11 protein-coding genes are annotated in these 12,562 nt (G+C 66.8%); 8 read left to right on the plus strand and 3 right to left on the minus strand.

Annotation, left to right across the window (positions count from 1 at the left end; translation table 11 throughout):
• Window positions 1–2: 2 nt before the first annotated feature.
• From thiE to ACHL_RS12665, 4 genes are all read left to right on the plus strand, one after another.
• Entirely contained in the window at window positions 3–725 is a 723-nt protein-coding gene (gene thiE, locus ACHL_RS12650; RefSeq protein ID WP_015937680.1) for a thiamine phosphate synthase, read from the plus strand.
• 147 nt (window positions 726–872) lie between these two features.
• A complete protein-coding gene (locus tag ACHL_RS12655) occupies window positions 873–2,318 on the plus strand; it encodes an RNB domain-containing ribonuclease (RefSeq protein ID WP_015937681.1) in 1,446 nt (481 codons plus the stop codon).
• A 299-nt stretch (window positions 2,319–2,617) separates the two neighbouring features.
• Window positions 2,618–4,303 (plus strand): DEAD/DEAH box helicase, encoded by a 1,686-nt coding sequence (locus ACHL_RS12660; protein WP_015937682.1) that lies wholly within the window; start codon window positions 2,618–2,620, stop codon window positions 4,301–4,303.
• Window positions 4,304–4,312: 9 nt separating this feature from the next.
• Entirely contained in the window at window positions 4,313–5,185 is an 873-nt protein-coding gene (locus tag ACHL_RS12665; protein ID WP_015937683.1) for a DNA-methyltransferase, read from the plus strand.
• Window positions 5,186–5,256: 71 nt separating this feature from the next.
• On the opposite strand, the gene ACHL_RS12670 is transcribed toward ACHL_RS12665, so the two are convergent.
• Complete coding sequence (locus ACHL_RS12670; protein ID WP_015937684.1) at window positions 5,257–6,105, minus strand: PHP domain-containing protein; 849 nt, start codon at window positions 6,103–6,105, stop codon at window positions 5,257–5,259.
• A 79-nt stretch (window positions 6,106–6,184) separates the two neighbouring features.
• On the opposite strand from ACHL_RS12670, the gene ACHL_RS12675 reads away from it, so the two are divergent.
• Window positions 6,185–7,780 carry an aminopeptidase P family protein gene (locus tag ACHL_RS12675; protein WP_015937685.1) on the plus strand — a complete coding sequence of 532 codons (1,596 nt, stop codon included), beginning with the start codon at window positions 6,185–6,187 and terminating at the stop codon, window positions 7,778–7,780.
• 83 nt (window positions 7,781–7,863) lie between these two features.
• On the opposite strand, the gene ACHL_RS12680 is transcribed toward ACHL_RS12675, so the two are convergent.
• Window positions 7,864–8,850: a general stress protein gene (locus ACHL_RS12680; protein WP_015937686.1), complete on the minus strand. Its 987-nt coding sequence runs from the start codon at window positions 8,848–8,850 to the stop codon at window positions 7,864–7,866.
• 77 nt (window positions 8,851–8,927) lie between these two features.
• Between ACHL_RS12680 and ACHL_RS12685 the strand changes: the two genes are divergently transcribed.
• Genes ACHL_RS12685 through ACHL_RS12695 form a run of 3 tightly spaced genes read left to right on the plus strand, consistent with a single transcriptional unit; the run spans window position 8,928 to window position 12,057 of the window.
• Window positions 8,928–10,211, plus strand: coding sequence for a magnesium transporter MgtE N-terminal domain-containing protein (locus ACHL_RS12685; protein ID WP_015937687.1), 1,284 nt, complete (start codon window positions 8,928–8,930; stop codon window positions 10,209–10,211).
• Complete coding sequence (locus ACHL_RS12690; protein ID WP_015937688.1) at window positions 10,195–10,902, plus strand: DUF1003 domain-containing protein; 708 nt, start codon at window positions 10,195–10,197, stop codon at window positions 10,900–10,902. The genes ACHL_RS12685 and ACHL_RS12690 overlap by 17 nt, the downstream gene beginning before the upstream one ends.
• A 9-nt stretch (window positions 10,903–10,911) precedes the next feature.
• Window positions 10,912–12,057: an Mrp/NBP35 family ATP-binding protein gene (locus ACHL_RS12695; protein WP_015937689.1), complete on the plus strand. Its 1,146-nt coding sequence runs from the start codon at window positions 10,912–10,914 to the stop codon at window positions 12,055–12,057.
• 40 nt (window positions 12,058–12,097) lie between these two features.
• Here ACHL_RS12695 and ACHL_RS12700 read toward each other — a convergent pair whose 3' ends face one another.
• Window positions 12,098–12,511, minus strand: coding sequence for a Sec-independent protein translocase family protein (locus ACHL_RS12700; protein ID WP_015937690.1), 414 nt, complete (start codon window positions 12,509–12,511; stop codon window positions 12,098–12,100).
• Window positions 12,512–12,562: the final 51 nt, after the last annotated feature.

Consider the following 12,562-nt stretch of genomic DNA (forward strand, 5'->3'; position numbering starts at 1 on the left):
CCATGAATGTGTCCCACTCCCCTGCCCCCGCCGCAGCGCCCGGCACCGATGCCTTCACCACCGGGGCCGGCAACGGTGCACTCAAATCCGCACGCCTTTACCTCTGCACCGATGCGCGCAGCGCGCGGGGCGACTTCGCCGAATTCGTGGACGCGGCGTTCGAAGGTGGCGTGGACATCATCCAGCTGCGGGACAAGGCCATCGAGGCGGCCGAGGAGCTGGACCTCCTGGCCGCCCTCAAGGAAGCAGCCCAGCGGCACGGGAGGCTGTGGGCCGTCAACGACCGGGCGGACATTGCGGTCCTTTCCGGGGCCCCGGTATTCCATGTGGGCCAAAAGGACCTGCCGGTGCAGGCCGCAAGGACACTGCTCAACGGCAACGCCGCCATCGGCCTGTCCAGCCACACGCCGGAGCAGGTGGACGCCGCCCTGGCCGACGCCGCAGGACCCGCCGGCCTCGACTACTTCTGCGTGGGCCCGCTGTGGGCCACCCCCACCAAGCCCGGCCGGGCCGCCGTCGGCCTCGACCTGGTGAAGTATGCGGCCGCGAAGGCGCCCAGTGATGTGCCGTGGTTCGCGATCGGCGGGATCGACCACTCCAACGTGGACCAGGTGGTGGCGGCCGGCGCGTCAAGGATCGTTGTGGTCCGCGCGATCACCGACGCCGCCGATCCCGCCGCCGCAGCTGCCTCGCTTCGTTCCGCGCTCGGCACCGCGGTTTCCTGAGCGTGCGGCAGCCTCCCGCAACACGTCAGGACCGCGTCCCGCACCGATTCCCTGCGTAATCGAATGACTTGGGGTTAGGCTGATTTTCGGTCACATCATCGGCTGGCTCCCAACGTCCATGAGCGCACCAATGCCCTGGAAGAGGCCTTGGCGGCGCTGCGGACTGAGCTGGAACTTCCGGGCCCCTACCCCGGAGACGCGGTCAGGGACGCCGAGGCTGCAGTGGACGCGCTTTGCCTGCCGGCCTACGACCTGACCGCGGTGGACTTTGTCACCATTGATCCGGCGTCGTCCACGGACCTGGACCAGGCCCTCTTCATCGAAACGGACGACGACGGCGGGTACCACGTCCTGTACGCCATCGCCGATGTCCCGGCGTTCGTGGCGCCCGGCGGACCCCTTGATGCCGAAACCCGGCGCCGGGGCCAGACCTTCTACGCCCCGGACGGGCGCATTCCGCTGCACCCGGAAATCATCAGCGAGGGCGCCGGCAGCCTCCTGCCGGACCAGGACTGCTCGGCCTTCGTGTGGGACTTCCGGCTTGACGGCGACGCCGGGGTGACGTCCGTCGGTGTCCGCCGGGCCCGTGTCCGAAGCCGTGCAAAACTCAGCTACAAGGGTGCACAGGCTGACCTGGACGCCGGTACTGCCTCTCCCCTGCTGGGTCTGCTGAAGGAAGTGGGGCTCAAGCGTGTCCGCCTGGAACGCGCCCGGAACGGCGCCAGCCTGAACATGCCGGACCAGGAAATCGTCCAGCTGCCCGATGGCGGCTACCGCATTGCGGCTGCTCCCCAGCTGCCGGTTGAGGACTGGAACGCGCAGATTTCCCTGATGACAGGAATGGCCGCCGCGAAGATCATGCTCGACGCCAAGGTGGGGATCCTGCGCACCATGCCGCCACCGGACGAGCGTTCCCTGCACCATTTTCGGCTTCAGACGGAGGCGCTGGGCAAACCCTGGGACGGCGAGGTGGGATACGGCGAATACCTGCGGACCCTTGACCCCACGGACCCCCGGCAACTGGCCATCATGCATTCGGCCGGAATGCTCTTCCGCGGCGCTGGGTATACCGCCTTTGACGGCACTGTTCCCGAGGCCGCAATTCAGGCGGCCATCGGCGACGCCTATGCCCACACCACCGCGCCGCTGCGACGCCTGGTGGACCGCTTTGTGCTGGTGACCTGCGAGGCGCTGAGCAACGGGGGCACCGTCCCCGGCTGGGTGCGGGATGCGCTTCCCACCCTCCCGGAGATCATGGCGGGCTCGGACCAGCTGGCATCCCGGATGGAGCGCATGGCCCTGGATACGGTGGAGGCCGCCCTGCTGGTCAACCACATCGGCCAGGAGTTCGACGCGATCGTGATTTCGGGGTCGAAGCCGCAGAAAGAGAACGGCAACGGAAGCAACGGAAACGGTAAGAACGGTAACGGGAAAAACGGGAACGGCAACGGGTCCTCCGGAATCATCCAGATCGCCGACCCTGCCGTGACTGCCCGCTGCGCCGGTGAGCTGGAGTCGGGTACCAAGGTCCGGGTCCGCCTGGTGTCGTCGGATATCGCTACCCGTGAAGTGCACTTCGAACTGGTTCAGTGAGCCCGGGCCGTCCGGTCCCGGCTTCCACACGGCGCGGAAACAGGGATTCCGGGCTGATGCGGCTAGACTGAACGTGTAGAAATGGATGCCCGGTCGTTGATTTCCTTGAACTGAAACCAACAAGCCCGCCCCTACGCGATCTTGAGATTTGCCCGCTGGTCGCCAGTGCCAGCGTTAGATAGCCCGCGATCGGCTTCCACTGGAATTGCTTGCGCGCTTTGTTCGTGCTCCGGATCAGCCCCAGCGGCCGGCCCGTTGAGCACGCTGCGCGATTGCCCAAATGAATAAGGAAACTCCCTGTGAGTGAATTGCATACCCACCAGCTCTTGACGGACACCACCGGCACCGAGACCATCGAGCCCGAAGAGACCATCATCTCGGATGAGAAACCGCACGAAATCGCGGAAAAGTCCTTCGCTGACTACAACGTCCGCCAGGACATCGTGGACTCCCTCTCCGACGCCGGCATCACCCACCCCTTCCCCATCCAGGCCATGACGCTGCCGGTGGCACTGTCCGGCCACGACATCATTGGCCAGGCCAAGACCGGAACCGGCAAGACCCTCGGCTTCGGCATCCCCGCCCTGCAGCGGGTCGTTGGCCGGGATGACGCCGGCTACGACAAGCTGGCAGTCCCCGGCGCCCCGCAGGCACTGGTCATTGTTCCCACCCGTGAACTGGCCGTGCAGGTGGCCAGCGACCTGCAGGCAGCCTCGACCAAACGGAACGCCCGCATCGCCACCATCTACGGCGGCCGCGCCTACGAGCCCCAGGTGGAAGCGCTGAAGAACGGCGTGGAGGTTGTGGTGGGCACCCCCGGCCGCCTCATTGACCTGTACCGGCAGAAGCACCTGAGCCTGAAGAACGTCCGCATCGTGGTGCTGGACGAAGCCGACGAGATGCTGGATCTTGGCTTCCTGCCGGATGTGGAAACCATCATCGCCGGCACCCCCGCCGTCCGCCAGACGCTCCTCTTCTCCGCCACCATGCCCGGCCCGGTCATCGCCATGGCACGCCGGTACATGACCCAGCCCACCCACATCCGCGCCGCGGACCCCGATGACGAGGGCCTGACCAAGCGGGACATCCGGCAGCTCATCTACCGTGCGCACAGCATGGACAAGACCGAGGTGGTTGCCCGCATCCTGCAGGCCCGCGGCCGCGGCCGGACCATTATCTTCACCAAGACCAAGCGCACCGCTGCCAAGGTGGCCGAGGAACTGGTGGACCGGGGCTTCGCCGCCGCTGCCATCCACGGCGACCTGGGCCAGGGTGCCCGCGAGCAGGCCCTGCGCGCCTTCCGCAACAACAAGGTGGACGTCCTGGTGGCAACGGATGTTGCTGCCCGCGGCATCGACGTTGATGACGTCACGCACGTCATCAACTACCAGTGCGTCGAGGACGAGAAGATCTACCTGCACCGCGTGGGACGCACCGGCCGTGCGGGCAACAAGGGCACTGCCGTCACGTTCGTTGACTGGGACGACGTTCCCCGCTGGGCCCTGATCAACAAGGCGCTTGGCCTGAACGTCCCGGAGCCGGTGGAGACGTATTCCTCTTCCCCGCACCTCTACGAAGAGCTGGACATCCCCGAGGGAACCAAGGGCCGCCTGCCCCGGAACAAGCGCACCCTCGCGGGCGTCGACGCCGAGGTCCTCGAGGACCTGGGCGAAACCGGCAAGAAGAACAGCCGGGAAAGCCGCGGAAACGATGGCCGGGACCGTGAAGGCCGCGGCCGGAGCCGTTCCGGCGGACGCGACGGACGCAGCAGCGAGGCGGGCCGCTCAGGTGAGCGCCGTCGTCGTACTTCCCCTGATGCTGCCGAAACCACGTCAGCCCCGGCGGCCGGCCCGGAAGCAGCAGCCGCGTCCGACGCCGAAAAGTCATCGCGGACCCGCCGCCCCCGTACGCGCACCCGCCGCCGCAACGGTGAGGTAGTGGCCGGTGCAGACAAGGGCACCCAGTCCGGCAGCACCGAGGGCTGACCTGACCGAATGACGAACACTGTTTGGGCGCCGGACGGCGGCAGCCTGGTGGTGCACGCGGACAACGCGCAGTACCTCCCCACGCTGCCGGACGGCGCCTTCACGCTGATCTACGTTGACCCGCCCTTCAACACGGGCCGGGCGCAGAGCCGGCAGGAAACCCGCATGGTTGCCAACGCCGGCGGCAGCGGTGACCGTGTGGGCTTCAAGGGCCGCTCCTATGACACCATCAAGGGCGCCCTGCACCGCTACGACGACGCTTTCAGCGACTACTGGTCCTTCCTGGAGCCGCGCCTGGTGGAAGCCTGGCGGCTGCTGGCCGACGACGGCACGCTGTACCTGCACCTGGATTACCGCGAGGTGCATTATGCCAAGGTGATGCTGGATGCCATCTTCGGCCGCGAATGCTTCCTGAACGAGATCATTTGGGCCTACGACTACGGCGCCCGGGCCAGGAACCGCTGGCCCACCAAGCACGACAACATCCTCGTGTACGTCAAGAATCCGTCCAAGTACCACTTCGACAACGCCGAAGTGGACCGGGAGCCGTACATGGCACCGGGCCTTGTTACTCCGGCCAAGCGCGAGCTGGGGAAGCTGCCCACCGACGTCTGGTGGCACACCATTGTTTCCCCCACCGGCAAGGAAAAGACGGGGTACCCCACGCAGAAACCTGAGGGTCTGGTCCGCCGTGTCGTCTCAGCGTCCAGCAGGCCCGGTGACTGGTGCCTGGACTTCTTCGCCGGCTCCGGAACCCTCGGTGCGGTGGCTGCCAAGCTGGGCCGCAAGTTCGTGTGCGTGGACCAGAACCAGCCGGCCGTGGACATCATGGCCAGGCGGCTGGGTGCGCACGCAACCTTTACGTCCTTCCCACCCAACTAGGTCGCAGCAGATGTCGTTTTGAGCCTCCAAAACGACATCTGCTGCTACCCAGTTGGGAAGGCGCGCAGGGATCAGGAACGGACGACGCCGGTTCCGGTGCCCAGTTCCTCGATCCGCGCCAGAACCTCCGGTGCGGTCAGGTTTTCGCCGAGCAGGTTCGGCTTGCCCGTGCCGTGGTAGTCCGAGGACCCGGTGACCAGCAGGTTGTTCTCCGTGGCCAGGCGGCGCAGGAAGCTGCGGCCTTCCTCAGGGTTGTCGCGGTGATCGACCTCCAGCCCCGCCAAACCCGCATCGATCATTTCGCGGTAGACCCGCTCCCCCACAATCCTGCCCCGGGACGACGCCACCGGGTGGGCGAACACGGGAACACCGCCGGCAGCGCAGACCAGCTCGACGGCGACCGCCGGGTTGGGTGCGTAGTGCGGGATGAAGTAGCGGGAACGGGAGGTCAGGATGGAGGCGAAGGCCTCCGAACGGTCCTCGACGACGCCTGCCGCAACCAGGGCGTCGGCGATGTGCGGGCGGCCCAGCGTTGCCCCCGGCGCCACATGATGGATGACGTCGTCCCACGTGAGGGGATAATCCTCGGCCAGCAGCGTGACCATCCGCTCCGCGCGGGTATGGCGGGCCTCCTTGGCCTTGGTAATTTCCTCAAGGAGCCCGGGATGCGAAGGGTCATGCAGGTAGCTGAGCAGGTGGACGCTGATGCCCTCCGCGGTCCGGCAGGACACCTCCATGCCGGGGACCAGTGCCACCCCCACCTCGATCGCGGCGGCAGATGCTTCCGCCCACCCGTCCGTGGAGTCATGGTCGGTCAGCGCCACCACGTCCAGGCCCGCGCGGGCGGCGGAGGCCATGACGTCGGCGGGTTTCTCCGTGCCGTCGGAGACATTGGAGTGGGCATGCAGGTCGATCCTCACCTGTACAGACTAGTTGACCCTGCGGCTCCGGCACCGGAGGCTGTTCGCGCAGGCGGGACGCTGGTGAGACGATGGTCCCGTGAACGATGCCGAAAACACCCCCACCTCTGCTAACCAGCCGCTGGAGGAGCGCGTCAACAACCGCTCGCAGCGGCCCAGTTCCGACGCCTTCAAGGCCTTCATGGCCAGTAACTGGGCGCCGTCCAGCCAGGAACTTCCCGGCCGCGACGACGTTGCAGGCCACGCCGCGACCCGGCGCAAGGCCATCTCCGCCCTGTTCAAAGGTGAACGCCTGGTCCTTCCGGCCGGTCCGCCCAAGGTCCGCTCCAACGACTGCGATTACCGGTTCCGGCCGCATTCCGGCTTTGCCCACCTGACGGGCCTGGGCCTGGACCACGAGCCGGACGCCGTCCTGGTGCTTGAGCCGGTTGATGAAGGAAAGGGCGACGACGGCGGCAACCACCGCGCCACACTCTACTTCCGTCCGCTGGCCGGCAGGGATACGGAACAGTTCTACGCCGACTCCCGCTCCGGCGAATTCTGGATTGGCGCCCGACCCACCCTGGCCGAATTCGAAGCCCGCCTCGGCCTGGCCACCGGCCACATCGACCAGCTGGAAACGGCGATCACCAAGAATGTGGGTGCGCCGGAGATCGGCGGCATCTCCATCCGCCTGGTCCGCAAGGTGGACGAAAACATCGACGCCCTGGTGGACACGGCCCGGTACAACACCGCCAAGGATCCCGAAAACCTCGACATGGGCGTCCTCGATGCCCTGGACGAGAAGCTCAGCGAAGCCCTCTCCGAGCTTCGGCTGATCAAGGACGAGTGGGAGATCGGGCAGATGGAGCTCGCCGTGGCCGCCACGGTGGAAGGCTTCGAAGAAGTGGTCAAGGTCCTGCCCCGTGCCCTGACCCATGCCCGCGGCGAACGGGTAGTGGAGGGCGCTTTCTTCGCCCGCGCCCGCGAGGTGGGCAACGAGCTGGGCTACGACACGATCGCGGCGTCCGGCAACAACGCCACCGTGCTGCACTGGACGCGCAATACCGGCAAGATCCATGCCGGCGAGCTCCTGCTCCTGGACGCCGGCGTCGAGGCCGACTCCCTGTACACCGCAGACATCACCCGCACCCTGCCTGCCGGTGGCACGTTCAGCGATGTCCAGCGCAAGGTGTACCAGGCGGTCCTGGACGCAGCCGACGCCGGATTCGCGGCAGCGCAGCCGGGTACGAAGTTCCGCGACATCCACACCGCCGCCACCACCGTACTGGCGGAACGCCTCGCCGAATGGGGACTTCTTCCCGTCAGCGTGGAGGAGGCCATCAGCCCCGACGGCCAGCAGCACCGGCGGTGGATGCCGCACGGCACAAGCCACCACCTCGGCCTCGACGTCCACGACTGCGCCCAGGCCAAGCGGGAGCTGTACCTCGACGGCGTCCTGGCCGAGGGCATGGTCTTCACCATCGAACCGGGCCTCTACTTCAAGGAAGAGGACCTGGCCATCCCCGAGGAATACCGCGGCATCGGTGTCCGCATTGAGGACGACATCCTGATGACCGCCAACGGGCCGGTCAACCTCAGTGCTGCGTTGCCCCGCACGCCGGAGGACGTGGAGACGTGGATGGCCGGCATCTACCGTGAGGCGGACGGATCCAGGCAGGCGCCCCAGGGCTGACGCCAGGCTGAGCAGCCACAAAGCAGGCACAAAAAAGCGGTGCCGCCGGATTCCTCCGGCGGCACCGCTTTTTGCTGCTGTGCCTAGTGGCGCGGGTCCGCGGGCCGCTCTGCGTTACCGGCGTCCTGACCTTCGCCGGCGGGTGCCTCACCGTGATGCTGCGGGCCGGCCTCGGGCTGCGCGGGTGCTCCGGGCTGCGGCGCTCCGCCGTCCTGGCCTTGCGGAAGCCTGACTCCGTACTGCGGCCGCCCGTCAGGGAGGTCGGGGTACCGGACCGCGCGGGCCGGTGCGGCCGCGGGCTGCTGGTGCTGGCCGCCGTCGTACTGCTGCCCCTGGTGCTGCTGCGCGTCCTGATGCGGCGGCTGGGGCTGGCCCTGCTGTCCATGCGCGGGGTAGCCGGAGTCCTGCGAATGTCCCTGCTGGCCGTAGGGGTCGTTCCAGCCTGTGGGACGTGCCGGACCCTGTTGGCTGTTCGGCTGGTTGTACTGCTGGTTCGGCTGGTTGTACGGCTGGTTCTGGTAGCCGTGCCGCGGCTGGTGGCCGTTGCCGCCGGCGGCGTCCGAGCGGGTCATGGGAAGCTGCTGCAGCAGGCGGCGGGCCTCCTGCGCCGCCTCCGGTGCCACGATCACGTCATAACTGGTGGCCACCACCTGGCTGGTGGACGTGAAGTCCCGCTTTCCGCGCTGCATTGCGTAGGTAACTATGCCGAACAGCATGAAGAACGCGGCGCCCATCAATACGGACGTGAGGATGGAGAAGTACCCCGGCGAGGGCGCGAAGAAGGAAAGCATTACGCCCACGAACAGGCCGAACCACATACCGCTGAGGGCTCCGGACAGGGCAACACGGGGGTAGCTGAGGCGCCCGGTGACCCGTTCCACCATCTTCAGTTCGTTGCCCACGATGGACACCATCTGCACCGGGAACTGCTGGTCGGCGAGGTAGTCCACCGCCTTTTGGGCATCCAGGTAGGAGGTGTAGGAACCCACGGTGTCGCCGGTGGGGACGGCCCTGCCTTGGTCAAGGCCGTTGGGGCCACCTGTCCGGGGAGCACCAAAAATGTTTGCCATACAACCATTCTTGCCCATGAGGTTGTGTGCTGCCTGTAAATTCAGCTAAAAGTGAGCAGACTCGGTAGCCTGTACAAGTGAGCACAACACCTACCCGTGTCTTCGTGGCACGCCTTCTGGGACTCGACGTCTTCGACCCGCTGGGTGACCGGCTGGGCCGGTTACGCGATGTTGTGGTGCTCTCCCGCGGCTCCCAAGGAGCCCCCCACGTGGTGGGTATCGTCGTCGAAGTGCCGGGAAAGAAGCGCGTCTTCGTGCCAATGACGCGCATCACTTCCATCGACCAGACGCAGGTCATCTGCACCGGCCTGGTCAACCTGCGCAGGTTCGAGCAGCGCGGCGCGGAAACACTGGTGGTGGCCGAGATGTTCGACCGCCGCGTGACCCTGCGGGACGGCAGCGGCGACGCCACCATCGAGGACATCGCCATGGACCAGCACAGGTCCCGCGACTGGTTCGTCAGCAAGCTCTTCGTCCGGCGCGGGCACTCCCTGTCCCCACTCAGCCGCCTGCGCCGCAACGAAACCCTCATAATCGACTGGGCCGACGCCCAGCAGGGCGCGCGCACCGAGCCGCAGGCAGCAACCCAGTTCGTGGCCAACCACGAGGACCTCAAACCGGCCGACTTCGCCGAGGCGCTCCAGGAAATGAGCGACAAGCGGCGTTTCGAAGTGGCCAGCGAACTGCAGGATGAGCGCTTGGCAGACGTCCTCCAGGAACTGCCTGAGGACGACCAGGTGGAAATCCTTTCCGCCTTGGACATCCAGCGCGCTGCCGACGTGCTTGAGGAAATGGACCCGGACGACGCCGCCGACCTCCTGGGCGAGCTCCCGTCGGCGCAGGCTGAGGAACTCCTCCAGCTGATGGAGCCCGAGGGCGCAGAGGACGTCCGCCGGCTCCTGGAATACGACGAGGACACCGCCGGCGGCCTCATGACCCCGGTACCGGTCATCCTGCCTCCCGAAGCCACTGTGGCTGAAGCGCTGGCCCACGTCCGGCGGGAGGAACTCTCCCCCGCCCTTGCCTCGTCCATTTTCATTGCCAGGCCGCCCATGGAGACCCCCACCGGCCGGTTTCTGGGTGTGGTGCACATCCAGCAACTGCTCCGGTTCCCGCCGTTCGAGCCGCTGGGCAACCTGGTGGACAAGAACCTGGAACCGTTGTCGGACCAGGCCCACATCAGCGAAGTGGCCCGGACCCTGGCAACCTATAACCTGAACTCCCTTCCGGTGGTCAACGACGCCGGCCGGCTTGTGGGGGCGGTGACTGTTGATGACGTTTTGGATCATCTGTTGCCGGATGATTGGCGCGCCCATGATGGCGAGGCCCCGATAAGAAGGCTCGGTGGCCGTATTGGCTGACAACAGCGCTCCGAAGAACCCCAACCAGCGGAACGCTGGAAGCACCGCGGGCAAGAACAACAAGGGCAGCCTGGACACGCCCCTCAGCGGCAGGCAGCGGATCCTGCCCAAGTTCTCCCCTGACCCCGACGCTTTCGGCCACGCCACGGAGGGCTTTGCCCGCTTCATGGGTACTCCCCAGTTCCTGGTCTACATGACCATTTTCTGTATCTTCTGGCTGTGCTGGAACACCTGGGCGCCGATCGATTGGCAGTTCGACTCCCGCGATCTCGGCTTCACGCTGCTGACGCTGATGCTGTCCCTCCAGGCCTCCTATGCGGCACCGCTGCTGCTGCTGGCCCAGAACCGGCAGGACGACCGCGACCGCGTGTCCCTCCAGCAGGACCGGCAGCGCGCGGAGCGGAACCTGTCCGACACCGAATACCTCACCCGGGAACTTGCGTCGCTGCGGATCGCCCTGCGCGAGGTAGCCACGCGCGACTACGTCCGTGCTGAGCTGCGTTCCCTCCTCGAGGACATGCTGGAGGCCCAGGAAGAACTGCGCACGCACGACACCGCCGGCCAGGGCAGCCACGAATCGCCCAAGGACAAGGTGAAGGAAAAACTCCGCGAGCAACGCGACCGGCAGCGCAATCCCCGCACGCAGCAGATCCCCCGGGTCAAGCCCGGCCATTCCACCCAGGACCGGTAAACACCCTTCATGGATACAGCAACACCCGGCAATTCCCCGCTGCTCCAGGACGTCAACGACGCCCTCGCCACTGTCATTGACCCTGAACTGCGGCGTCCCATCACCGAACTCGGCATGGTGGACGCCGTCCGGGTGTCCGGCGACGGCAAGGTCAACCTCACGGTCCTGCTCACCATCGCCGGCTGCCCGCTGCGGGACACCATCACGTCCGACGCCGAGTCGGCCCTGGCAGCAGTCCCGGGGGTGACCGGCGTCGACGTAGAACTCAAGGTCATGGACCAGGCCCAGCGGGATGCCCTGAAGGAGAAGCTCCGTGGCCCCGGCGGGCAGCGCGGCATTCCGTTCAACCAGCCCGGTTCCCTGACGAAGGTCTATGCGGTGGCCAGCGGCAAGGGCGGGGTGGGCAAGTCCTCCGTAACCGTCAACCTCGCCACGGCACTGGCCGCGCAGGGGCTCCGGGTGGGGATCGTGGACGCGGATGTCTACGGTTTCTCGGTCCCGGCGCTCATGGGCATCACCCAGGCCCCCACGCGCGTGGACGACATGATCCTGCCGCCGGTGGCCTACGGCGTGAAGGTCATTTCCATTGGCATGTTCGTCACCGGCAACCAGCCCGTTGCCTGGCGCGGGCCAATGCTGCACCGGGCACTGGAGCAGTTCCTCACGGACGTCTACTTCGGCGACCTGGACGCCCTCTTCCTCGACCTTCCGCCGGGTACCGGTGACATCGCCATTTCGGTGGCCCAACTGCTGCCCAAGGCCGAGATCCTGGTGGTCACCACTCCGCAGGCTGCCGCTGCGGATGTGGCCGAACGCGCCGGCGCCATCGCCACCCAGACGGGGCAGAAAGTTGCGGGCGTCATCGAGAACATGTCCTACCTTGAGATGCCCGACGGCGGGCGGATGGAACTGTTCGGAAGCGGCGGCGGGGCGGTGCTCACCGAGCGGCTGACGGCAGCCGTGGGTGCAGACGTTCCACTACTGGGCCAAATCCCACTGGACATCAAACTCCGCGAAGGCGGCGACAACGGTTCGCCTATCGTGATTGGCCAGCCGGACACGGCGGCAGCTGCAGCGCTGGCAGGGATTGCCGCGGGCCTGGCTTCAAAGCCGCGGGGCCTGGCCGGGATGAAGCTGGGCCTGCAGCCCCGCTAGCCACACTGGCCTACTCCCGCTGCCGCTCGGTAGGAAGGGCTCAGGTGGCCTCGGTGTCGAACGGTGCGGCCTCGCCCGCTGGGAGGCTCTGCACCACGCGTTCCGGCCGGGACGGGGCGGACTCACCTGCCGTCCCCACAGCTGCCGCTCCCGCAACCGCAGCCACTGCGGCCGGGGCGCCGGCGCTGACGGGCTTGGTATCGTCATCCAGCAGCGCTTCCTTGATGATGCGCCGGGGGTCGTACTGCCGGGGATCGTACTTCTTCCAGTCGACATCGTCGATGTCGATGCCCACTTCTTCCTTGATCTGCTCGCGGGCACCGGACGCCATGCGCCGGACTTCCTTCACCAGGTTGGCGAGCTTCTGGGTATATTCAGGCAGCCTCTGGGGGCCGATCACCAGGACACCGATGATCAGCAGGAGGAAGAACTCCGGGCCGTTGATACCAAACACTTTAGGAAGATTACCCTCTCCGGGCTGCCAGTGACGATTCGCGCCCGGCGG

The sequence above is a fragment of the Pseudarthrobacter chlorophenolicus A6 genome, assembly GCF_000022025.1.
Taxonomy (GTDB): Bacteria; Actinomycetota; Actinomycetes; order Actinomycetales; family Micrococcaceae; genus Arthrobacter; species Arthrobacter chlorophenolicus.